The sequence below is a fragment of the Pseudoalteromonas caenipelagi genome, from assembly GCF_013140855.1.
GTDB lineage: Bacteria > Pseudomonadota > Gammaproteobacteria > Enterobacterales > Alteromonadaceae > Pseudoalteromonas > Pseudoalteromonas caenipelagi.
Genome location: NZ_JABBPG010000001.1, coordinates 197981 through 222263, shown reverse-complemented (window position 1 = coordinate 222263; position 24283 = coordinate 197981). Strand labels below are relative to the sequence as shown.

Annotated in this window: 20 protein-coding genes and 1 riboswitch; of the genes, 5 read left to right on the top strand and 15 right to left on the bottom strand. The window is 39.9% G+C overall.

Translation table 11 applies throughout. The features are described 5' to 3' along the window. Positions 1 to 46 precede the first annotated feature (46 nt). The 3 genes from HG263_RS00905 to HG263_RS00895 are packed head-to-tail and all read right to left on the bottom strand — an operon-like array spanning position 47 to position 3119. Positions 47 to 1618: a cryptochrome/photolyase family protein gene (locus tag HG263_RS00905; RefSeq protein ID WP_171624209.1), complete on the bottom strand. Its 1572-nt coding sequence runs from the start codon at positions 1616 to 1618 to the stop codon at positions 47 to 49. Beyond that, a complete protein-coding gene (locus HG263_RS00900; RefSeq protein ID WP_171624208.1) occupies positions 1615 to 1767 on the bottom strand; it encodes a DUF2256 domain-containing protein in 153 nt (50 codons plus the stop codon). Before HG263_RS00900 ends, HG263_RS00905 begins: the two co-directional genes overlap by 4 nt. Beyond that, the gene (locus HG263_RS00895) at positions 1764 to 3119 is read right to left on the bottom strand and encodes a DASH family cryptochrome (protein WP_171624207.1); all 1356 of its coding nucleotides are present in this window, start codon (positions 3117 to 3119) and stop codon (positions 1764 to 1766) included. The genes HG263_RS00900 and HG263_RS00895 overlap by 4 nt, the downstream gene beginning before the upstream one ends. 252 nt (positions 3120 to 3371) lie before the next feature. Between HG263_RS00895 and HG263_RS00890 the strand changes: the two genes are divergently transcribed. Then, positions 3372 to 5522 (top strand): carbohydrate binding family 9 domain-containing protein, encoded by a 2151-nt coding sequence (locus HG263_RS00890; protein ID WP_171624206.1) that lies wholly within the window; start codon positions 3372 to 3374, stop codon positions 5520 to 5522. Positions 5523 to 5601: 79 nt separating this feature from the next. Here HG263_RS00890 and HG263_RS00885 read toward each other — a convergent pair whose 3' ends face one another. The 4 genes from HG263_RS00885 to nhaD all read right to left on the bottom strand — a co-directional run bounded on the left by HG263_RS00885 (position 5602) and on the right by nhaD (position 11382). After that, on the bottom strand, positions 5602 to 6498 hold the full coding sequence (locus tag HG263_RS00885) for a phytanoyl-CoA dioxygenase family protein (RefSeq protein ID WP_171624205.1): 897 nt from the start codon (positions 6496 to 6498) through the stop codon (positions 5602 to 5604). A gap of 399 nt (positions 6499 to 6897) precedes the next feature. Then, complete coding sequence (locus HG263_RS00880) at positions 6898 to 8220, bottom strand: sodium-dependent transporter (RefSeq protein ID WP_171624204.1); 1323 nt, start codon at positions 8218 to 8220, stop codon at positions 6898 to 6900. 184 nt (positions 8221 to 8404) lie between these two features. Further along, positions 8405 to 9751, bottom strand: a complete 1347-nt coding sequence (gene lysC / locus HG263_RS00875) for a lysine-sensitive aspartokinase 3 (protein ID WP_171624203.1) — start codon at positions 9749 to 9751, stop codon at positions 8405 to 8407. A gap of 86 nt (positions 9752 to 9837) precedes the next feature. Further along, positions 9838 to 10010, bottom strand: a riboswitch (Lysine riboswitch). Between the two features lie 124 nt (positions 10011 to 10134). Then, positions 10135 to 11382: a sodium:proton antiporter NhaD gene (gene nhaD, locus HG263_RS00870; RefSeq protein ID WP_171624202.1), complete on the bottom strand. Its 1248-nt coding sequence runs from the start codon at positions 11380 to 11382 to the stop codon at positions 10135 to 10137. Positions 11383 to 11532: 150 nt separating this feature from the next. On the opposite strand from nhaD, the gene HG263_RS00865 reads away from it, so the two are divergent. From HG263_RS00865 to HG263_RS00850, 4 genes are all read left to right on the top strand, one after another. Then, positions 11533 to 12807 (top strand): MksB family condensin complex protein, encoded by a 1275-nt coding sequence (locus HG263_RS00865; RefSeq protein ID WP_171624201.1) that lies wholly within the window; start codon positions 11533 to 11535, stop codon positions 12805 to 12807. Beyond that, positions 12794 to 13345: a condensin complex protein MksE gene (locus HG263_RS00860; RefSeq protein WP_171624200.1), complete on the top strand. Its 552-nt coding sequence runs from the start codon at positions 12794 to 12796 to the stop codon at positions 13343 to 13345. Before HG263_RS00865 ends, HG263_RS00860 begins: the two co-directional genes overlap by 14 nt. Beyond that, entirely contained in the window at positions 13342 to 16134 is a 2793-nt protein-coding gene (locus HG263_RS00855; protein WP_171624199.1) for an Mks condensin complex protein MksF, read from the top strand. The genes HG263_RS00860 and HG263_RS00855 overlap by 4 nt, the downstream gene beginning before the upstream one ends. Before the next feature lie 65 nt (positions 16135 to 16199). Then, a complete protein-coding gene (locus HG263_RS00850; RefSeq protein WP_171624198.1) occupies positions 16200 to 16748 on the top strand; it encodes a DUF4136 domain-containing protein in 549 nt (182 codons plus the stop codon). A gap of 45 nt (positions 16749 to 16793) precedes the next feature. Here HG263_RS00850 and HG263_RS00845 read toward each other — a convergent pair whose 3' ends face one another. The 8 genes from HG263_RS00845 to HG263_RS00810 all read right to left on the bottom strand — a co-directional run bounded on the left by HG263_RS00845 (position 16794) and on the right by HG263_RS00810 (position 24254). Then, a complete protein-coding gene (locus HG263_RS00845) occupies positions 16794 to 17045 on the bottom strand; it encodes a YkgJ family cysteine cluster protein (RefSeq protein WP_171624197.1) in 252 nt (83 codons plus the stop codon). 66 nt (positions 17046 to 17111) lie between these two features. Continuing rightward, complete coding sequence (locus HG263_RS00840; RefSeq protein WP_171624196.1) at positions 17112 to 17789, bottom strand: transporter substrate-binding domain-containing protein; 678 nt, start codon at positions 17787 to 17789, stop codon at positions 17112 to 17114. 133 nt (positions 17790 to 17922) lie between these two features. Continuing rightward, positions 17923 to 19065 carry a prohibitin family protein gene (locus tag HG263_RS00835; protein ID WP_171624195.1) on the bottom strand — a complete coding sequence of 381 codons (1143 nt, stop codon included), beginning with the start codon at positions 19063 to 19065 and terminating at the stop codon, positions 17923 to 17925. Continuing rightward, the gene (locus HG263_RS00830) at positions 19062 to 20723 is read right to left on the bottom strand and encodes a cyclic peptide export ABC transporter (protein WP_171624194.1); all 1662 of its coding nucleotides are present in this window, start codon (positions 20721 to 20723) and stop codon (positions 19062 to 19064) included. The genes HG263_RS00835 and HG263_RS00830 overlap by 4 nt, the downstream gene beginning before the upstream one ends. A 100-nt stretch (positions 20724 to 20823) precedes the next feature. After that, positions 20824 to 20997: a hypothetical protein gene (locus HG263_RS00825; protein ID WP_171624193.1), complete on the bottom strand. Its 174-nt coding sequence runs from the start codon at positions 20995 to 20997 to the stop codon at positions 20824 to 20826. A gap of 69 nt (positions 20998 to 21066) precedes the next feature. Further along, on the bottom strand, positions 21067 to 21618 hold the full coding sequence (locus HG263_RS00820; RefSeq protein WP_171624192.1) for a YcjF family protein: 552 nt from the start codon (positions 21616 to 21618) through the stop codon (positions 21067 to 21069). A 208-nt stretch (positions 21619 to 21826) separates the two neighbouring features. After that, positions 21827 to 23194 carry a serine hydrolase domain-containing protein gene (locus tag HG263_RS00815; protein WP_171624191.1) on the bottom strand — a complete coding sequence of 456 codons (1368 nt, stop codon included), beginning with the start codon at positions 23192 to 23194 and terminating at the stop codon, positions 21827 to 21829. Between the two features lie 97 nt (positions 23195 to 23291). Further along, positions 23292 to 24254 carry a TauD/TfdA family dioxygenase gene (locus HG263_RS00810; RefSeq protein ID WP_171624190.1) on the bottom strand — a complete coding sequence of 321 codons (963 nt, stop codon included), beginning with the start codon at positions 24252 to 24254 and terminating at the stop codon, positions 23292 to 23294. Positions 24255 to 24283 lie beyond the last annotated feature (29 nt).

Below are 24283 nucleotides of genomic sequence, written 5' to 3'. Positions count from 1 at the left end.
CTGAAAGTGAGGTAAATGAGTGTAAAGGCCCTTTACACTCTATCGCTTAGAGGTTTTCAACCTCTATTAAGTAAGTTTCTGCTTGCTGAAGTATTTCTTCCCGATGGCTTTGTGCCTTTTTACGCCAATTGGCATAAACTAATTTTTGCCTTGGGTTATTACTAAACTTAGCTTCGTGAATAGTCATAAACCGCCAATATAAAGAATTCAAGGGACAGGCCTTTGCACCAACTATTTGCGTTACGTCATAATCGCATTTGCCGCAGTAATCGCTCATATTTTTTATATAATTCCCGCTCGCTGCATAAGCTTTCGAACCGACAATACCGCCATCAGCAAATTGGCTCATACCGCGGGTGTTAGGCATTTCTACCCACTCTAGTGCGTCTATGTATATTCCCAAATACCATTGTTCCACTTCATCTGGGTTGATACCCGCCAACAAGCAAAAATTGCCAGTTACCATCAATCTTTGAATATGATGCGCATAAGCAAAATCAAGTGACTGAACAATCGCATACCTAAGGCAATTCATTTTAGTATTGCCATCCCAAAACCAGCTTGGCAATGGGTTATGTGCAGATAGAGAATTTAGCTGTGCGTAATTTGGCATATTAGCCCAGTAGATACCGCGAATAAACTCTCGCCAACCTATTATTTGCCTAACAAAGCCTTCAATTTGCGAAAGCGACACACGCTTGTCGTTTTTCAAATAAAAATCAATGGCTTTGTTGACGACAAAAGCAGGACTGATCATCTTGCTGTTTAGAGCAAAAGAGAGCCTAGAGTGCACCAAACTCCACTGCTTTTGTCCAAAAACATCGTCAAGTTCACAACTCATCGCATCTTGAAAGCGGCCAAAGTTTTCAAGGCAGTGTTGGCAAAAGTAATCTACAAGCTCTTTAGCTTGTGTTCGAGTTACAGGCCATAATAAGCTGTTATTGATGCGACCAATTGTTTTTATTTTGTGTCGCTTAATACGTGCAACGATTAATGATATATCGTTTTGAAACAGTAACGGCTCAGGGACTTTTGGGTGATCACCACTCTTGAGCTTATTTCTATTTTGTTCGTCATAATTCCATTTGCCGCCAAGAGGCTGGTCGCCTTGCATTAAAATGTTAAATCTCTTGCGCATTTTACGGTAAAAGGCCTCCATTCTATGGCTTTTTCCTGCTTTAAAATCCGTCTTGAGCATGTTTTCATTTAAATAGAAATGCTCTGTCTCAAATGGTTTTGTAGCAATTTTGAGATTGCTAGAAAACTCCTCCAATTGCTTTTTTAGTCTGTATTCATCTGGTAGCTGGTATTCAAATTGTTTAATATCATAACGCTCAATCAATACTGACAATAACTCAGGTAAGGTTCGGTAGTGAACTGTATCATCTAGTGTTAGATGTAACACATGATGAGCTGCTGTACTAAGTGCAGACGCAAAGTTCTCCATCGCACAAAAAAACGCGCAGACCTTTTGGATGTGGTGGGTGGTGTAACATGCTTCTTGATGCAACTCAGCGATAACATAAACCACATCGTCATTTTTATCTTTAAACCAACTATGATGTGCATTGAGTTGATCACCCAGTACCAACCTCAAAATTTTATAGTTGTCTTTCATTCGACCACCTTTTTAATAACGTGACGGGCACAAGCACAGCGCTTTGAGCAATATTTGACTTTATCCCAATCTCTTTGCCATTTTTTTCGCCAAGAAAATGGCAACAAGCACACTGCACAGGTTTTTGTAGGTAAATATTTTTTATTCATATGTTGGGCCAATCTGCTTCATCAACCAAATCATAGACATGCTTGTCGTCATACTCACCATGCCATTTCTTTATGAAATCCCCATTTTTATCATACAGTTGAGTCTGCTTGCTTAAATTAAAGTGTCTGCCGCCTTGAGGGTCTACTCCGACACCGGCAATGTATTGCCAGTTCCCCCAGTTTGAAGCCACATCATAATCAATAAGTTGCTGTTGAAAATAAGCAGCACCATAACGCCAATCAACACCCAGTTCATTAACCAAACAGCTCGCAACTATCTGTCTACCGCGATTAGACATATACCCTGTTGCGTTAAGTTGGTTGATACAGGCGTTAACTAAGGGATACTTTGTTTTTCCATTACACCACTGAGTAAACCTATGTGCGTAAAAACTGGTTAATGGCTTGCTCTTTGCTACCCCCTGAAATCGAAAAAATGATTTACCACGGCTTTTAAGTAACCACTGAAAGTACTCTCTCCATAACAACTCAAAACCAATCCAATATGTTGACTCATTTTTACAACGGCTTTGCTCGTACTTAATAAGCTCATGCCATATATATCTTGGAGATACGTTGCCCATCGCAAGGTACGGACTAAACTTGGTAGAATTATATTTGCCGTCTAGCTCGTTACGAGTCTTTTTGTACGTTAGCGGCGCTGAGGAGCTGAAGTAATCACAAATATGTGAAAGTGCGCCTTGTTCTCCACCCAAAAACTGCAGCTCGGCAAGCGGTTCGTCGCAAATCAAATCTCGCTCAACCTTATCAAGAACATGATTAACACTGTCGCTGTGCTCTACTGGTTGTACATCGATGGACTTTGGCCATAAAGCAATGTCTTTAGAACTCAGTTTTCTTACGGCAAAATTTTGTTTTTCCACGTACTTTCTAAAGGCCGAAAATGACTGCAAGGGAGTTTGCTCAGTAACAATTTGCTCTTCACTAAACAAAGTGCTTGTACAATAGCTGTTGACTGTCACTGATGGGAGTTGCGCTTTAACTGATTCTATTTCCTTTTGCTCGTAAAACCCAAACTGCACAGAGGTGACTATGTGTGTGACTTTATGCTGTTCAACAAAGTCCATAATCTCAGTCACAGGATTGCCCCATTTCAGTATTAAACGGTGGCCGTGGTTACTCAGTTGACTATGTAAGTTTTTTAAAGATCCTTTCAAAAACTGCCAACGGTGTACGCCCATACTTTTTTGAAAATAGTTTGTTGGTTTAAACCAATCGCTGTTTATTACAAACATAAAAGCAACTTCGTCATGGCGATTCAAAAGCGCTTCTAAAGCCGTATTATCATTAAGTCGCAAATCATGCGTAAACCAATAAAGCGCCTTAGACATTGCGGTCTCTCTCCTTAAACACATCCTTATATGTCTACGGGCAGTTAAAAAAAAAAGTTCAGTTTGCAAATAAAAGTAATGGTAAGGAGGCTACAAAAATTCAGTTAGGCAAAAACAAACGAGTAAGATCAATGTATTACAGAGTAAAAGTTCAATAATCACCTTTTTGTCACGCAATTTCCCCACTTTTTCACGCCTTTCCTTGGCCGCTAAGGCACTCTTTTGCAAAGTTACTTTAAGCAGGAAAAAAATATGAACTACGCTAACTGCCTAACCCTTAGTTTATTGCTACCGGTACTCACGGTACATGCCAATAACGAGTTTAAAAGGTCACCGCTCAGTATGACCAAATTGAAAGTATCGCCGATTATTGATGGCTATGTGAATGAACAAGAATGGCAAGGTGCAAAGCTTATTGATCAGTTTGTTGAATTTAGACCTAACTTAGGCAAAGACGCTCTATACCCCATTAAAGCAAGAATTGCCTACGATGAATCGTATCTATACATTGCCGCACAAATCACTCAACCAGCAAAGACAATCACAGACAGAGTGCTTACTCAAGGTGATAGGATCTGGGATGAAGACTACTTTGGTATAACATTAGACACAAACTTTGATAAGCGTGATGCCTATTTATTTCATGTTACCCCATCCGGTGTAAGAGAAGATGGCTTAGTTGATGGGACGCAATATATCGCACAGTGGAGCACAATATGGTATGCAAAAACCCAACGCACAGAGCAAGGATGGAGCGTTGAGATGGCCATACCGATGCAGTCGGTGTCATTTGACCCTAACAAAAGCAATTGGGGCCTACAATTACGACATAAACTCTCCAAGCCATACAAACAAATTTACTGGAACATTAATGATCCTCAAAATGGAGGTTGGACTGCGCCACAAGTTGCACAAATAACAAATCTTCACGGGCTTTCACAAGGAAAAGGCATAGAGCTTAAATCAGGCATCAGTTTTAAAGACAACCCTAAAGAGTCAAAGTGGACTCCTTCTTTGGACGCATTTTATAAATTTACACCCAGTGTCACTGGCGTGCTTACCCTAAATACCGACTTTTCTGGCACCGATGTCGATGAGGTAGATATTAATATGACTCGTTTTAACCAGTTTTTTGTAGAAAAGCGGGATTTTTTTTTACAGGATAGTCAGGTATTTAGCTTTGGTGACTTTAACAATGATGACTACAATGGTATGCCATTTTACTCCAGAACAATTGGTCAAGGGCCACAAAGTGGCGTATTAGATATTGATTGGGGTACAAAGTTGACTGGTAAGTTAGGTAATACAAGTTTTGGCTTACTCAGTGTAAACCAAGAAAAAGATGGCCAGCCAGAAGATAAAACCCAACTAACTGTTGCGCGAGTTAAACACCAAATTGGTGAAGCGCATCAATTTGGCGCAATGTTAACAGATGGCAGCGCCAATAGCAGAGATAATGACCGGCTTTTTGGCGTTGATTACCGCTATGCAAACGATATATTCGACAATCAACAGATCAGAGCATTTGCTTGGTATCAGCAAACGCAAAAAATGTACCCTGAGCAAGATACCAAGGCATATGGTGCACAGATAACCTTACCCAATGACCGAGTATACTTGCGAACAAAGTATCGATATTTGGGGGAAGATTTCAATCCTGCACTGGGCTTTGTAAACCGAAATGGCATTAATTATTATGAACTGGTATCACACTTTAGAGAACGTCCGCAGTCTGGAGTTCTGAGCGAATATATAAATTACTACCAAGTTAACTATCACTACTATCAACGTAATGATGTAAACAACAACTGGCTGAGCAAAAAGTACCTCATCAGACCGATGCGTATAGAAATGAAAAACTCATCAATCTTTCAACTTCAATATATCGCAAGGAAAGAGCGATTAAAGAAGCATTATGCAATGGGGAGAAGTATTGGGTTTGAGGCTAAGGATTATAGTTTTGACCAGTGGGAAGCGTATTATCGCACACCTACAGATCAAAGTGTTTTTGGCAACATAACGCTCAGTTCAGGCGAATTTTATGACAGTGATCGACAGCAAGTGCTTGCGGAAATTAATTACAAGCCTAATAAGCATATCTTACTTCAACTTAGTAGGCATCATCACTATTACAGCAAAAATATTTTAAGCGAAAACATGTACAACACGCGTTTTAAAGCAAGTATCGCTTTTAACAACCAGTGGTCTTGGAATACGCTAATCCAGCACAATACTCGAGCAGATAGCTTATCTATTTTCAGTCGCTTACGATATCAAAGCGCCCCAGACGAGCTGTACCAAATCAGCGTAAACAAAGGCTATGATTTAGAGGATGGCTGGCATGAAAGAACAACAAGCTTTGACGAGAAGACCATAAAATTAAATTACATAAATCGTTGGTAGCTTGGATGTTTGAGGATTAACCATCTCTCATAAATAAATGGAATCACAAAGCTTGTGTAATCAGAAAAAGAATATCACGCTAGCGTTTTATACATCTTAATATTTGAGAAAAGACTAAATGTTTAAGATACACTATATCTTTAGCAACTGCCCTAAACTCTTGTAAGAAGTTCATCGGACATTTAAACAGGACATCATGTTCAGGCACTAATTCATTTAGTGCCTCTTTATAATAGAACTCTTTTACTTTAGCCGATACATCATGGTTGCAAATATTTTTATCTCCGAATAAGGACCTGACTACGATGTCAGACTTATTTATATTTTCCATAGTTTGGTGTATTTTGAACCGCTTTTCATGGCTTTTTATATTTACGTTTAATGGTGGCATTACCGTGCTTTTGTCTTGAAATGAAATCTTAAGAACACGTCGGTTTTTAGAATTTCTATTTGGGCTAGCTCGATGAAAAGCCGTTCTATTAAATAAAAAAGTATGACCTTTTTCTCCAGTCACACGAAAGAAGTTTGAGTTTTTGAACAATCTAGAAAAAAAGCCTAAATTTTTATTACAGATCTCAAACGCACCATCTCCGTCATTTACATCAGTAAGGTAGATAAATAAAGTTATATGCTGGACGCCTTTAGTTTTGATGTCGTATATACAGTCAATGTCTCTATGCCATCCATCTAAAAAGTTATCAGCTGCGATATGAGGCTTGTCTTGTTGACCTGTTATTTCATATGAATGAAAGTGATATAGAACAGGGTTAGGAAAAAAACTGAAAATCAATGAGATAAGTTTGGGTGTTACGATGTCATTAAAAACACCGGATTGATATAACTCTAAAGCATCCGCATAGCGCCTTTCGCCACTTTTGTTAGCAAAGATTATATCTAACGCAGCGTTGAGCTTATCGATGACACGTTCTTCATAAAGTGGCTCCAAAAAACAAACCGCATTTTCTTTTAGAGCCATATTTAGCAATCTATTACTTTGTATCGAATCATGCATATTTATACATTCCGATTATCATGCATAATATAAATATGGAACCATAATAAGTTATGTATTCACTTAAGGAAAATATACCTATCACGGCAAATAAAATTGTCGCCGTACAAGATGTAATTCCAATAATTTCCTTCAGCTTATGTTTTAATGAACTCGGCATACTTCTAATAAATCCAATATTTAAAAATAAAACAGCAGTCTAAATGTAGAATAGCTTTAATATGTCATGATAACCATAAATAAATTGCTTTACCACCTCAACCTAGGTTTTACCTTTAGATACAATACCTTCCAAGGATTAAACTAATTCACCTAAGTGTATAACGTACATATTTCAACGAGCCTTAAATATAAGAAATAATATTATTTAAAAGCGACATTCAAAAATACAGCTGTCATTAATATTGGACAAACAAAACGAACATATTGGGCAAACCAGTAATGTGCTCCTTTGCACTCAAGGCTTAACTGATTACCTCGCTTCCATATCCATCCAACAGTTACAAAATAAAACAAGCCCATTAATGGCAGCTGATATTGTGTAAGCAGTGTTATGACTAAGCCAAACAACCATTCAAAATTTACGATAATGGTACTAGATACGCTAAAGACAATTGCAGTCACTAGCCACGTCGCCCCTTTTCGTTGCATACCATGGCTTTCAACTAAAAACGATACTGGTATTTCAGTTGAAGAAATCGTCGATGTCACCGATGCGATTGACATCAGTACAAAGAAAGTTAACCCAACCCATAAACCAATTGCGCCCATACTTGAAAACAGCTCGGGTAATACGGCGAATATTAATCGTCCCTCACCGACCAACTTACCATCTTGAAAAACCTCCACACCGTTGTGCTGTGCCACAAAAATTGCAGGCACAATTAACAAACCAGCTAAAAATGCAACACCTGTATCCAGAGCAGCAACGCTCAATGTTAGTTTGGGTAAGTTTTCATTTGGCTTGAGGTACGAGCCGTAAATCATCATACAGCCAACGCCCAAAGATAATGAAAAGAACGCCTGCCCCATTGCTGCAATCACCAAGTCAGGGTCAGTCACTTTAGAAAAGTCGGGTACTAAATAAGCGCTAAAACCTTCTGATGCGCCATCTAGCGTGGCGATATAGGCAATAAGCGCGATTAACAGTAAAAGTAGCATTGGCATGAGTCGTCTTGACCAAGTTTCAATACCCGACTTAACCCCTTTTAATATAATACTGGCTGTAAGTAGCAACATGAGTGGGGTAAAAATGAAGTTTCTTAGTGTAGAGTCACTTTTTAAAAACTCACTAGCTTGCTCAAAACCAAAAAGTCGACTCAGTGGTTCAAGAGAAAATGCCAGCATCCAACCTGCAACGATTGAATAGAAACTCAGCATAATAATTGCACCGAGCAAGCCTAAATAACCAGCCCCTGCACCTATTTTTGGCGCTTTTTCTTTCCAAGCCTGTCTGAGTGCGTTTACCGGGTTAGATTGCGCTTGGTGTCCCAAGTAGAGCTCTGTATATAGTGCTGGAAGCGCTAACAGAAATATAACAATAAAGTAAACCAGCAAAAACGCGCCGCCACCGTGATTTGCAGCTTGGGTAGGAAACCCCCATATATTACCTAGACCAACTGCAGCGCCTGCTGCAGCCAGAACAAAGCCAAGTCGGCTTTGAAAACCATCTCGCAATTGAGCCATATTATTTATAATTTAGTTATTGTTTTAGACGGCTGATTATACTTAAGTTGTTAAGAAATGCGAACGAAATAGGTCCATGATATTCTGTTACTTGAAAACTTAAGACGTATTTGATGTGTAGGGTAAATTAATCCCCCTAGGTGGCACCCAAGAATGTATTTTAGGTGCCACTATATGGATTATATTATGCAGACTCTAGCAGTTTTTCATGAATAGACTGCACAACATGATCCGAATGGGATTGTTCCACCAAAAAACAGAGGTTGTGTTTACTTGCACCATGGCAAATCAAACGAATATTAAATTCGCTTAATACTTTCATTAAATTCATTTCATGCTGCTTGAGTTGGATTTCAGAGCCAATCAATGCCACTAATGTGAGGTTGTTTTCAACCGTAACATGACAAAACTCACTTAATTCATCAAGACACGCTTGCTCCAATTCTGGGCGAGACGCATTTTGAGCATTATCTAAGGTAATTGCCACACTGATTTCAGAAGTTGTAACCAAATCAACCGAAATATTATGTGCGCTTAATATCGTAAATATTCTGGCCAAAAAGCCACTGGCCAGAAGCATTTCTGGGCTCTTGAGAGTCAGTAAAATCTGATTTTTACGCTGTGTTACCGCTCTAATTCCAGGCGCTGTAGATTTTTCGCGCTCAATCCATGTTCCACCCGCTTGCGGATCGCGACTTGAACCGACAAATACTGCGATGCCGCTTCGACTCGCAGGCAGAATTGTTGCAGGATGTAGCACTTTTGCACCGAACGTGGCCATTTCAGCAGCCTCATCAAAGCTCAGACGCGCAATCGGTGACGCCTTTACGCACAATCTAGGATCGGTGCTAAAAATGCCGACAACATCTGTCCAGATATGCACGCTTTTTGCGTGAATCGCTTCAGCAAGCAATGCGGCACTATAATCTGAGCCACCTCTTCCTAATGTTGTTGTTTGACCATAAACATCACTGCCAATAAACCCTTGCGTGACTAGCACTTTATCATCTAACAAAGGCACTAAGCGTTGTTGTGCTGCTTTTGCTGTCGCTTCAATATCAGGTGACGCCTTACCAAAGCGGTTGTCGGTTTTCAAAACTGTACGCACATCAAAGCGATCAGCATTTAAGCCTAAATTTCGCAACACTTGGGTAAATAAATACGATGACAGACGCTCGCCAAAGCTCAGCATTTCATCACATTGTTGCGCACTCAAGGCGGGCAACGCGGCTAACGATTTAAACTCTACGAGTGTTTGCTCAAATCCCTGTGCTAGATCAGCATCTAGGCTTAACTGAGCGAGAATGGCATTTTGAATATCGATAACAGCTTGCACTAACTGTTGACGTTGTGCTTCATCTGCTTTTTGTTGAGTCAACGTGACTAAATGGTTTGTAACGCCTGCGCTTGCACTAACAACGACCACTCTAACTTGACTGTCATCATTTATAATCTGAGCACAGCGATGCATGGCTGGATAATCGGCTACACTTGTTCCGCCAAACTTTGCGACTGTGTACTGCGAATTCATGATATCTCCTTTTGACCGCTTCAATAGCAATCATAAAAAACAGGAGAACTTGGCAATAAAGGTACTGAAAGATAGTTGAATTGACCTCTGCCAGAAGCTCTCCACCAATAACGGTGACAGTTCCGAGGATTCAGCCCCGTAAACCGAAAAGTGATGGCGACGTACCATAACTCTCCTCGGCGAATACTTCCCTCTTCAACAGTCACTGGTTTTCGTCACCTACTGTTAAATACCTAAGCATCGCACCTCTTCTGTATATTTTGCCTTGATAAACCTGAATCAAAACAAAATAAAAGCCCACTAACTAATTAGTGGGCTGATAGAAAGTATCTTTTAGCCGTCTAGGTGTCAAGTTTTTATTACCTAAAATGGCTAAAAAATATTTAGATAAACTGGCCAGATATATATGCGCCAGCATAACCTAATGTATAAGCAATCAATAAATACAATGACATTCTTAAGTAGCTCATAAAGGTCAATGCTTTAACTTTACTCATAGCAATAATACCCGCAGCTGAGCCAATCACTAACATAGAGCCGCCCACGCCAGTTGCATAGGTAAACATTAACCATTGTTGTGCCGTCATCGTGATATCTGCTTTTAATAATGCCGCGGTAAGCGGTACGTTATCTACAGCAGCAGATAATAACCCCATTAAGTAGTTTGCATATTCTGGGCTCATGTATACATATAAATCAGTAAACATGGCGAGTACGCCCACCTCTTTTAATGCGCCAACCAGCAACAACACCCCAACGAAAAACAGCAACGTGTCGTATTCAATTTCGCGAATATAGTCGATGATTTTTTTGTTCACGTCTTTTTTGCGCATTAAAAATTGCGCAACTAAAAACATTAAAGATAAGCCAAACAGAAATGTTAAAAGCGGGGGTACTTGGTACTGAACACTCAAAAATAGCGTTGCGAAGATCGTAGACATAAAGATAACTGCAATCGTAATGTCTGTTTTCTCTATTCGCCTTTGCTCATCTTTATTAAATTCTAAGGTACTGTTCATACCAACCGACAGCATAGCTGCCAGCGCAATAACGCTCGTCAAAGCTGGTGCTATCAAAAGTAATAAATCAGGAATAGTGACTTTGTCAGCTAAAAAGATCATCAGAGTCGTTACGTCACCAGTAATGAGCGACACGCCCCCACTATTAACACTAAAAATAATCAGCGTTGCGTACTTAATTAGCTTTTTGGGGTCTAATTTCAAAGACATAACAACTGCAAGAGAAATCAGCGTTGCTGTGATATTATCTGAAATTGAAGAAAACACAAAAGCAGATATACCAACTAAAAACATAAGCTTACGTTCACTTATCTGCGCTGGCATAACGCGATGAACGATGTTTTGAATAAACCCCTTGGAATTCAAATAAGCAACAAATGTCATTGCAGCCATTAAGAATAACCATAGAGTGGCAATTTCAAGAATGTTATGATCTAGTTGATGTTGTACAGTTTCTGGGCTTTGCCCATGAATCGGAGATATGAAAGCGATAATCCAACATAAAGTACCAAAAAAAAGGGTAGTTTTGGCCTTGTTTACATGGATGATATCCTCTATAACGATAAGCACGAACGCAATCGCTATCAGGGTAAGGATAATGGGCGTAACCATATTGCGTAAACAACCTGTAAGTAAAATTAATAGAGTTTGAAGGTAACGTGTAAATCGGCGCGAAGAATAGCATTTGCTGCATGTATTCGCTACGGCTACAAGTAATTAATTTACCCTGCTTGTCATAAAATTGATACAAACTGGAAAGTTATGATCCCAGCAAAAAAAGTATTGAACACACTCAATGAACATTGGGGTGTGTTAGAGCTGCTTTTTAAACGGTTTAAAATGACCGATTTCAGCCTAAAAGACGTTCAAAACGTCATAAAACATAAAAACCCACAGTGGACCAGCGAACGGATTTTCAAAGAGACAAACCGTCTGCTAAATCAAGAGATTATTATACCTCTGGCAAAATCTTCGCAATTAGAAATAAACCGAGCGATAGCCGATTTTGCTAGTTTCTTATTGCAAGAAGAAGATCTTGGTTTAGCAGAAGAAATTACCGTACTTGTAAAAGATTTAGAACGTCTAGGAACCCGATTACAACAAGCGGGTGATGAGGGTGATTTTAGTGAATTACGCCGGTTTAGCCGTATCATGGATGAACGCGTAAGAAAGATTGTGAAATTATTTCAACATAACGAAAGCGCAATTTTTAACCTTGTAGAGCAAGCAAAATCCGATAGTAGTAATCTCTCTCTGCAAAAGCGTTATAAAGCGGTGATCGAAGCCTTCGATGAATACATAGAACCAATGCTCGAAATGGTCGATATTCGCGGCGATTTTCATGCATGCTTTGCCGTTATAGAACAACAGATCAGCAATCAAATTGAAAGCATAGAATTATTTGGCCGCGGTGCAAACGACAAGCGCATGTTAGAACAGCTACGCACCCGAATTTTAGATATGCACCTCATTGGTCGTGAAAGCTTGCGTAAAAGTGCCGATATGCTGATGCCTTTGCGTGAAGAGCTACGACGCAACACCTTGATCACAAGGCAAGCCGCTAAAGTATTGGGCTTAATTAGAAAGCGCGGTGTTGATAGAATGCTGACACCTGTGCAGCCAGATTTTGTCTCTGATATTCAGCGTTTTTCGCTTGGTCAACAACGACATATGGTTGCCTATATGGCAAGCTTAGCGCAATTCGAGCATGAGGATTATCAATTACCTGATCATACCGATGTGCCAGCTTACCAAAGCCCAAATATTCCAGATTATAACGATGTTCGCACATCATTCACCAAGCAATTTACTGGTAAGGGCAATCAGCGCCATGCATTGCTGGGCTTTTTAAGCGAACACTACCCTAGTCTTGATGCCGATGAAATGTTGTTTTTATACCAAAAACTGATCAGCGACGGACATTTTGAATTACAACAAGATACACAGCGAAGCAAAGTAACCATTTGTGACCATACCTTCGCGCTATACCCGTTCAATGCAAGCAAAGTACAAGAAACACCTAATGACACAAATTAATTTATCTGAGCTCAGTGAGCTGCAAGCTATCAATAAAAAGTTAGTCAGTGGTTATCATATCAGTGAGCAAGACACTACTTTATGGCAACAACTCGATCAACATATAGAGGCTTATCAAGCGCTGTTTAATGCGCTCGGTCATGATCTTCAGCATGATGCACGTGGTTTTTATTATCTTGCAAGCGACGAAAGCACACCCAATATGGGCAAAATATCTCGAGCGATAGCATTAACTGTGTTTATTTTAATCGAACACTATGCAAACCAAGGTAAAGACCCGCTAAAGGCACTGTTTGACGAAATCGCTGATTTGGAGCTTATGCAAACATTAGTACAACTCAATAAACATTTGTTTGATCAGCTTGAGATTTTCTCTGGCTCTGATTTACGTAAAGACGTGTACCTACGAATGGTTCGCTTAGGCCTAGCAAAAGAAGTTGAACAAGGTTTTATGCATCTAGCACCTATATACAGATATATCGACGCATTAATGGAAGTAAATGAAGACAGTTTTGACGAACTCGAGGAAGAAGTATGAGTAAGTTATATGGCTTAAGTAAGCTGGCACTATTAAACACCGCAGGTTATGCAAAGTGCGTCATCCCGTTAGATAAAAGTGCTTCGATATGTGCACCTAACAATACCGGTAAGAGCTCGGTTATCAACGCCCTACAATTTCCCTTAATCAACGACTTACGTTTAACTGAATGGGATGGGCACGATCTTGAAGAAACGCGTAAATTTTATTTTTCGACCGACCAATCGTATATCTTGCTAGAGGCTAACCTTCCCCATGGCGATGTTGTGATTGGCGTTGCAGGGCTTGGAAAAATCGCAGGATTTGCGCATCAATTTTTTTGTTTTCCAGGCAAATTGAACTTAGATGACTTTACCCAACAAAAGAGCATTATTAAGTACACTAAACTCTTTAAGCATCTTGAAGCGCAGGGTAAAAAACCAATTGAATTAAAAGCGCAAGAGCTAAACGCGCTACTCACTGGCGGCGCAACACCGTATGACGGCGACGTCAATCTAAAAATGATCCCGCTAAACAATGTTCAAGACGCCGCTATTTATAAAGAGATTTTTCGCCGTATTTTAAACTTGCATAAGCTTGGAGCCAATGATGTAAAACGCTTTATGCTCAGAGTGTTTGAACGCCATATGTCTAACTCTCGCGTTGATTTTTATGAGGTATGGCGGCGCGCATTTGACAAGGTAAATCGAGCTCGTCGTGAACTCAATGCCCTTGAGTCGATGCAAGAGCCAATTGCTGCGCTTGAAAGCATGTTAGATAGTGAAGCAACAATCAAAGGCAAGTTAGCCGCCTTCGCGCCAAAAATTGACGTAGCGCTTGTTGATTATGACCAATATCAGCAAGAACATTTGGCTGAACTTAGCGCCCAGCTTGGAGACATTGAGCAAGAAAAGCATGATTTTGAACAAAAACAACAGCTGTACTTGCAACAGTCCAGAGACATTGAACGCCGCCAAACACAAATTGAACAGTGGTTTACTGACTTTTCTGCGCTGAAAACTGAATTTGAACTAACGAATCACGCCACACTCAAGACCAACCTGCAACTGTTAAAAAAAGAATATGAGCAATTGTCTTTTTCAATCAATAGCGCACAAGGTCAGAGTTTACACACTTTAGATTACCGAATTAACGAAACACAAAAACAAATCAAAAGCTTAAAGTTGCAGCTTAAAAACTTAGAGTTCAATTTGTTTACTCGTATGCGTGAGGATTTATCGCTCAAAGAAGTTGAAGAGATATCGCGGATTTTAAATCCTGATTTGTTGTCATTTGCGACCACAAATCTTGGTGATATCACGATTACCGATGACGATGCTTTTGGCGGCTTCTTAGAATTACTATCGGCAAGTGTTAAAGGGGGTGAACTTACCCTACCAGGCGCGACGATAAAGCTGAAAAAACTAAGCCCAGTGCAAATGCAAAGTGGCGAAAACAAAGAGCAACTAAAGGCACAACTTAACGCCCTACAGCAATCTTTAGTTGAATTTAAGCAACAGCGTGAAGTTGCAGCAAATGTGGCACAAAAGCAGCAAGAAAGAGATGTATTATATGATGAGTTAATGGGTCTAGAAGCAGCGCTGAAACGTTTTGAGCAATACCAAACTATGTTGCAATCGGTCGATGCGCAGGAGTTGTTGCGTGAACAGCTAAATGCTGAGAGAGACCAAGTTGACGAATACTTACAAGATGTTCAACGCAACGCAGGCTCTATCTCTGATAGACGCTCTATCATCAAAAGTAAGCAAGACTTACTCACCCGTCAAAGCGACAGGTTACGACAGGTCAAATCAGAGCGAATTGACCATACGCTCGACATCTTCACAGGTAAGCAAACGCCCTATCCTGTGGACGTTAAATTAGATTTCGACAATTTAGCCGAGGTTGTGCATCAGTTTAATAAAGAGTGTAACGAGTTAAGAAACTTGGCAGTTAATGTCCGTAATACCTATTTGCATATCTATAACGCGGGCATCACTAAGTTTGACAATGAAACTGATGAAAATAGTAAATATGCAAAACTTATCAGCGCTTATCATAATCTTGATAACGAGCGAGACGCCGTTGACCGTCAAGCGCGCGTTGCACTTACAGAGGTTGCAGCAACTATAAAAGGGTTGCGAGAAGATCTCGATAGGCTTCGCCGTGAAATGAATAGCTTTAACAAAGGTATCAGTCAGCATCGCATATCAAATTTACAGTCATTTAAGATTAATGTTATCCCGCGTAAAATGCTTGTTGATAGTATTGATACCATTATTAGTACGTCAGATAACTATGAAAAAGGCGATAACTTTGACCTTTTATCATCTCAGCCAAGTGATGAAAAAGCCCTTAATGAGGCTAAAGATCATTTGATTAAGTTAGCCAGCGATAAAGCAGGGCTTACGCTAACAGACTTATTTGATATTCGCTTTGAAGTTGTTAACCGAGCTGGTGAAACTGAACATTTTGATAAAATTGATTCTGCTGGCTCAAACGGTACTCGTATTACCATTAAGTTATTATGTGGTATGTTGTTTATTCGCTATTTGCTTTCTGATCAAGAACAAACGCTTTATCGTATTCCTATTTATATCGACGAAGCGGCTGACATTGACCCACAAAACCAAAAAGCCATCATTGAAACAGCTTTGAGTTTTGGGTTTGTTCCTATTTTTGCATCGGTTAAACCACAAATTAGTTGCGATTATTTAGTACCAATTCGTAGCGTTAAAAATGGCAGCCAAAACTGGGTAGATGAGAAAGACTGGATAGAAGTGGAACATAATACCGCGCAAACAGTCTGATCTTAAAAGGTTTGATAAGAATACCCAGCGGACGTTGAAAATCCGCTGGGCCAAGGAGACTTAACATGTTCAAACATATTGTATTAACAGCACTACTATTACTCATCAGCGCGTGCTCATCATCGCCTGATTGGGATTATGATAAGTCGGTTCAGTTTGGTAATTATAAAACCTTTGCTTGGGCGCCAGATGCAAAACTCCAAGCCAGCGCAAGTGACTATCAAATCAATGAGTTGATGGAAAAACGCGTTCGCGCTGCAATTGCGCAAACCTTATCAAGCCAAGGTATTGCATTAGTCGAACAGGCTAATGCTGATATGCTAATTAACTACCACGCCTCTGTAGAGAGTAAAATTGAAGCAGACACACTCAATACCAGCTATGGCGTACGTTGGAATTACTGGGGTTGGGGCGTGCAAACCCACACCACAACCCGAGAGTATGATGTTGGCACACTGGTCATTGATGTGATTGACAATGCATCTAAACAATTAGTTTGGCGTGGTGCTAAAGAAGGTAGATTGCGTAACAAGCAAACACCAGAGCAAAGAGAAGCATCAATCAATAAAACGGTAGGTGATATTTTGCAAAACTTCCCACCCAAAGTGCAGTAATAAAAATCTAAGGCCAAGCGATGCTTGGCCTTTTAGCACAGAAACTTAGTTTGTCATCGTTTCTAGTTCATTTAAGATAGCAATAGCCTCGGTCGAACTATTGCCACACACCCATTCGGTTGCTTTAAAATCATGGCACACTTTGGGGCGTTCTGGTTTACCAAATAATTTGCACAAGTTGTCATCTGTGAGGTTTTTACAACGCTCGCCCGCAGGTTTACCTTCTGGGTGATTAGGAAAGCTAGAACTGATACTTGGCGCGATGCAGCAAGCACCACAATGTAGACGACACTCCACGCATTATCTCACTTATAATTGACATAACGCGTAGTGTATCACTTTTGCTGTCGATTTCGAAAACGCTTAATTTGATTTTATAAATCCGCCCTGCGCTCGGACTGATTTAATCGCTTCATCGAGTTGCTCAACAATAGCGCGGTGTTTTTTGTGTAACAGGTGATAGCCAATTTTTTGTTGTATAAAAAAGTGATTTGGGTAATTGGCCAATACATCCTTCGTGTAATCATCAAATACAACAATTGCATAATCGACTTTATCTTGGCTAAATATTTTAAGAAGTGTCTCAAAACTTGAAAACTCGATTAGGCTAATCGTGCTGTCGGATAACAGCTCTGTATAAAACTCTTTTGCCGCGATTAAACCTAACGAGCGATTTGAATTTTTGAATACAGATAAATCACATTGCAACTTTGGCTGACAAAGTAGAACCACATCTATTTGGCTTATTGGTGTTGGCACAACAATAATATTTTTATAAGAGTCAATAAATTCTAATGATTTGGCTGTATCTGCATCTATAACACCTTGATCTAATAGCTTCAAAGCACGTTTATCGTTTATCAATTCAAACGTTGGTTCGATTCCGATTTTACGATAAGCCTTGGCCAACAATGGCACATAATAGTGAATGATCCCTTTATGCTCCACATAGCTTATAACAAAAGGTGTATTTTCTTGCTTTACTACATTAGCAAACAGGTTGCATGACAAAAATAACAACACAATGACACTATGCTTCATTCAACCCCTTAACCTAAAAGATAAAAAATGTTCTTTGTATCAATATAAAGAATAGCTCTAATCAACGCGAAAACATACAAATAGATACGTGTCGCACTAAGTATATGCCACACCTGTTGTGTGGCATATAATTTTACTTGGGCTGTGAAACCTCTTCTAGCGGAATATGGGCGCTTGCTGTAGGGCTTCGGTAAACTAGCTCTTTGTCATTTTTTTTCTCTATTCCCTTTTTAACATCAGCCTGCTTTTTGTTGTGTTGCGGTGCGTTTGATAACGAAGGGCCCAAGCTATTTTCTGTATTTAAAATGAGCGGTAAACCGTCCTTCCCCCCGCCTATAACAACGACTTTTGCATTATTGGACTTAGCTAGCTCTATTGTCGCTTCTATACCTCGCCATCTTAAATAAGTCTCTGAGATACCGCCACTCACCATTTTCTGAAACGCAGCAATACCTCTGGCTTCTGTTTCTTTACGCTGTGCTTCTTTTTCTGCAACCTCTAAACGCATATCATATTCTTGCTGTAAATAGTGCTGATTTACTTTAGATATAATCGCATTATGTACCTTTTCTGGCACGTTGACACCTCTGATCAATACATCATCCAAGTTCACTAACGCGTGTCCTTGCATGCCTTCTGAGGCATTTTTTAAGATTGTCTGCTCTTGTAATTTAAGCTCGTTCAGCACTTTACCAAGCAGTTGTGCTTGAACATCCATACGCTGAGAACCGTAAACTTCCTCAGCAGTATAATTAGACACAATCACCCGCACCGCAGAGCTTACTTCAGGTATCACCATCTCGTTGACATAATCTTTTCCAACTAGCTGATGTAAAAATGGAATATGATTAACAACTGGGCGATAACGCACGGTAACATCAAGCGTGATACGTAAACCTTGATTGGTAATCGCATGTACCTCTCTATTTGCGGTTTGAAAGCGACTAGAATAAATCACAAGCTTATCCCACGGCATTACCAATACTGTACCTTCGGAAAATGGTTTTTCTAAATATGTCCCTCCCCCGAGTCTTTTCCATAACACCCCGACTTCCCCCGAGTCGACCCTAATAAATACCACTGGGACCAAAGCAACAATCAAAAACAATAATATCAACAAGGTCACGCCAGCCCTAAAGCGCCAAGATATGATCCGGTTTCGTAGTTTAGGGTAATAACGCTTTAATACGCGCATCACAATGTTGGCGATAATTATCACCAAACATAATGCACCTAGGGCTAATAACCCTATATCTGGTGGGATAATTATATTCATGAGGAAACCCCCTCACTGCCTGCCATGTTATGTTCCATTAATTGTCCTTCTACCATTTTTAAATGTACATCCGCTAAATGGAAATATGCATCATCATGAGTAATCGCAATCACTGTATTGCCGCGTTCTTTTAACTTAGGCAACACTTGTTCGTAAAATTTGCGTCTAAAAATTGGGTCTTGATCCGCCGCCCACTCATCGAAAATATAAATAGGCCGGTTCTCTAAAATAGTGCTAAGTAGAGCGAGACGTTTTCGCTGACCAGTTGATAAGTCAACTGTAGAAAACTCACTATTTTCAACGCTCACTTTTGTATTCATTTCTAAAAACACCAACCAATCATCAATTTCTTGCTGCGAGCCTACACGGATCCCATACAACTGTTTGAATAAATGAAAGTCAGAAAAAACCGCGGTAAACAAGCTACGATATAAGTCTTGTTCATTGTTTGTGATTGCTCTACCGTTAAGTAGTATTTGCCCCGCTTGTAGTTCATATAGCCCGGTAAGCATGCGGATAAAGGTCGTTTTACCACTCCCATTGCCACCAGTCACAAAGGTGATTTGCCCGGGTTTAATGGTTAAATCCACAGGCCCTACAAAAAACGGTCTTTCTCCTTCAGGGCGATGGTGTTGATAGTACGCTCCCTCAAGTTTAATTTCTTCAAAAGTACCAATTTCTGATGGTCCTTTCGCACCTTGTTTTTGTGCTTTTTGCGACGCGAGCTTCAGCTCGTTTTCAAGATCTAAGACGTTGTTAGCTGCCTCACTGGCCGTGGTATAAATGGGTATACCACCGACGATACTGGTGATTGGACCAATTAAAAATAAAGATGCTGTTGTAACCTTTATCACTACATCGGTGTACACATTTGAAAGCAAAGGGACAATAAAAACCATCGCGCCTGTGGCCGCAAAAAATGTAATTTGAGACAGTACAAAGTCAGTTGCAAATAAGGTTTGTGTAGTGGTTTTGGCATTTTTAGCTCGAGTTGAATCGGCGATGAATTCGTTTTCTAAGTCATCCGCTCTGGGATTACTGAGCTTAACTTCCTTAAAACCATCCAATAGGTCAGACAATCGGTGAATAAGCATGTTTTCACTTTCAAATGATAACTTCATGTTTTTCTGTATTTCATTAGCACGAAGTCGATGAATACTCGCCCCTAACATGATCAATACCGAAACAACCAAAAACGCCACAAACGAGTGATAGGCAATATAGAGCGAGGTGAAAAATACTAAAGTTATTGACTGACCAATAATGACAAACAATTGGGCCGATTGAGAAATCGTTTGTAGCTCTTTACTAAGGGTGTTGAATATTCTCTCTTTACCAATTTTCTCAAGTGTCGATAACTCGGTATATCGTACACATTCAAATAACTCAACACGCAGTCCTGCGATAGCCTTTTCGACAGTCCTCGCAGCTTTAGTCATTAGGCGCTGTTGAGTAAATCCGTAAATAGCAATTGTTAAGCTAAATAAAATCAAGTAATAGAGAATGTGATTCTCTCGATTAATATCAGAGATGTTCTCAGCAACATTATTGATCAAAGCAAGGACCAAAGCGTTAGCTAGACCTGAAATACAACCGAGAGCAACAAAGTTCCGTTTCTTTATTTTTATGTTTCGACTTATTAAATCGTATAATACCATTTGCGCTTCTTTATTATTTTTTTGCTCAAATACGAAAGTGACAGTGAGCAGCTTTAAATTCCATGTTTACCTAAGCGAGCATTAATAAAAGCTCAGAAGTTTATTCTTCTTCCTCCGCAACAGGCTCCCTTCGCTTAGCTAAAAACAAAATCAATAAACCAGCTAAGGGTGTAAAAACTAAAGAGATCAAGAAAAACCCAACAGGTCCTGCAAATGTATTGCGACCCCAGTAGCCCGACAGAATACACAAGGCCAAATATAGTATTACCAACATATCACATTCCTAGTTTTTGGTTAGATAACAAATAAACCAGCAGATTTCTGCTGGTTTATCAAGTTACTACTAGCTAGCAGCGTTCACTTGTGTATCTGCGTTGTCTTTGTCTTTTCTATACTTTGCTGCAATCTCAGAAACGTCATCCTTAATACTCGAAAGATTAAGGTCTAACAAAGTTCCGCCATGCTCAAAGTGTCGAATAAACGTTGTGCCAACAGCATGCGAAGATGCTGCTGATACAACAGGCATAAACGCTAGTGAGCTTAAAGTGCCGATTATTGGAACGGCCTTCAAAAAGCTGCTTAAGCCTGCCCCGCCTAATGTTTGTGGAAATGAACCACCGATCACCGCTGAAATAGTACCGCGCAGCTTATTCTCACTATATGATTGCCCATACACTTTCGCGATTTCACCAATCATTTTTATTTGAATGCCTGTCAAAGCTACTAAGTCAACCGCCGGTATTGGGATAAGACCACTACCAAACGACCACTTTGTATACTTATCGACAATTAGCTGTGCGACGGCTTCGCGATTTTCAACCTCAACATGATTTGCATCTTGCTCGGTCTTAGCCTCACTCGCCTTTTCATCCTTCGCCGTTTTTGTCGCTGTCATATTTATTCCTCTATGATTTTGAATTAAACAGTTGTTAAACATATCAAGTTATGCAAACACTAATTAAAGCTTAGTTGCTAACTTGCCCTTTTTCACTTTCTAACTTCATGAGCTAAAAAGTAATTCTTTTATCCTGCGTACAACACAAAGATAAGTGAAAACGAAATACAACTGCTCTATTTCCCTTTCGAAAAGACTGACGACTCTCTTAAGCATCATTAAGCACACTTTGGCAGCTAACACTGCGGTGCTTATCGTTGTAAAAGATAATGTTTCTAATTTCACTTGAAATACAATCTGACTCAGTACCCGTTTTTACATAGTTACTAAAAACCATTACCGCTTGGTCGCGCTCAATTAAGCGATTAAAGCTGGTTACCCATGAATACGGATAGCTTCCCGAGTATTGTAAAAACTTCTCATATTGCCTGAGGTTTGTATCATTGGGATTTTGCGGGCAATTGGCAACTTTCCCATATTGATTTGGGTCGATATAAGTTACAAACCAACCATACCCATAGTATTCACAAGACTCAGTGCTATTGGTATTTGAGTATGGAGCAAAGGCTGCTAACTTTTGTGCTTCACTTAAGATCTTGGTTGTGTATAAGCCTTGATCCCACTTTTGCATATCTTCAACTGTTGAATACATATCACCGGCTGAATACAACACCAGCGGGTTACTGTAAGGATTGACCAGTATATCCTCGTAAGGTGCGGGTCCACCTACCGCAGGAGGACGGCCATTTGCTAATGGTAAGTACTGGTTTTGATTGTAAATATAGCCTGTCGTCATATCGCTATAGATACCTATCGGACTAAACGAGCCACTGTCGCTCATAGCTAGGGGATCTAAAATATGTTCTTTAAGTAGATTTGCAAACCAAAAGTCCCGCGAAATATCACCTTGCTGGCCCGCGGCTAACTGCTCGATAATATTGCCGATAAGATAATAGTTACAGTTGCTATATTGATATTCAGAGCCCGGTGTAAACGATGGTTTATCATCTTGCGATGTACATGTACAAAAGCGATTACTAAAGTCTTCAGGGCCATTCAAGTTTAAAGCCGAGTCATATAAAAATGGCCGCCATCCATAGTTATCGTAGACCTCCTCATTGTCACTGTAATTATCAATGCCTGAGGACATTGTCAGCAAATGATGTAACGACACATCAGCGCATTGATTTTTTGGATACCAAGGTAAATGATCGCCAATTGTTTCTTGTCGTAAATCTTTGCCATCCAACATTCGCATTAAAATTGCAGCAGCAAATGCCTTTGTATTGGAGCCAATTCGATACTTAGATTTAATCGTGTTTTCAACACCATACTGCATATTCTGTGGACCACAATTTGCTTGATACACTACTTTATCTTGAGAAGTTATATAGATAGTTCCGAAAAATACGTTTTTATCGCAGTAGTCGTTTACTGTCGTCGCTATCATTTCAATTTGACTTGCCGTAATTGTGGTATTTTTGGCTACGCTCTTTTTTTGTAAACAAGACGCCAAAATTAAGCTTATCAAACACAAAATCGTAATTTTAAACCGAGAATGCAAAAGCCATTTCATTGTTTATTTCCTCAACAAATGTCTATTATTTGCCAACCACACAACTACTAACAAAACGTTATCGCCCGAGAATATGAGCGCTCTTTTTTACAACTACTCAACTAACTATTTTTGCCATGCCGACAAGTACTTTTCTAACCCCTGAATACGCTTGGCGACCATGGGTAAACAACATATTATCTAACAACAAAATATCGTTTCTTTGCCAAGGGTAAGAAAAAGTCAGATCTTTGTAGACTTGGTTTATAACGTGTATGTCTTCATCTGCTATCACACTGCCATCACCATAAAATGCATTTCGAGGTAACTTACCTTCGCCAATACTTGTTCGCATCAGATCTGATGTTTGCCCGTCAATACTAGAGGCATGAAAAAGGTGGGCTTGATTGAACCAAACCTTTTCACCTGTTTGTGGGTGTTTCGCTACAGCCGGACGACGTTGACGAGTTTGTAATCGGTTTTCATACCATTGATATTCAATTTCATTCGCGTCGCAATAGGCTTCCACTTCACACTTACTATCTGTTTGAAATACCTCTTGCCAAGGTAAGTCTATATCACCGTAGTTTCGGACATACATCACTCCTAGCCGTTCAAACTTTTCGCGTATTTCCAAGGGAATGTTTTTGTATACCTCGCGACTATCCGCAAGTGGTGTGTCACCGCCACTTTTTGCGGGGATCACGCAAAAAAAGCCCATTCTCATTGGCCATTTATTTGAGTAAGCATTTTCATTATGCTGAAGTATCACTTGCTCACAATGATATTCGGTGGTGGTGTAAATGTTATTTTTCAATGCGGTGCGAGGTGAAGAGCGGTACATATACTGACTCAAAGGCTCTCCAAATATTGTTTCTAGTATGCTGCTAAATTGATTGCTGCTTACTATATTAAGACCCCGCAACAAGGCAAACCCGTCCTGGTTTACCCACTGGTTAACCTCATCGATGTGATTTTTTATCCATGCTAGTCCACTTTGTTTTTCAGATGAAAGGTCGTGGATCCGATGATCAATAACCCCTGAATTTGTATCCATCTTTACTGACAGTAACTGGTCCATTTTTTTCCCATCCTTTAGCTAGGTAAGGT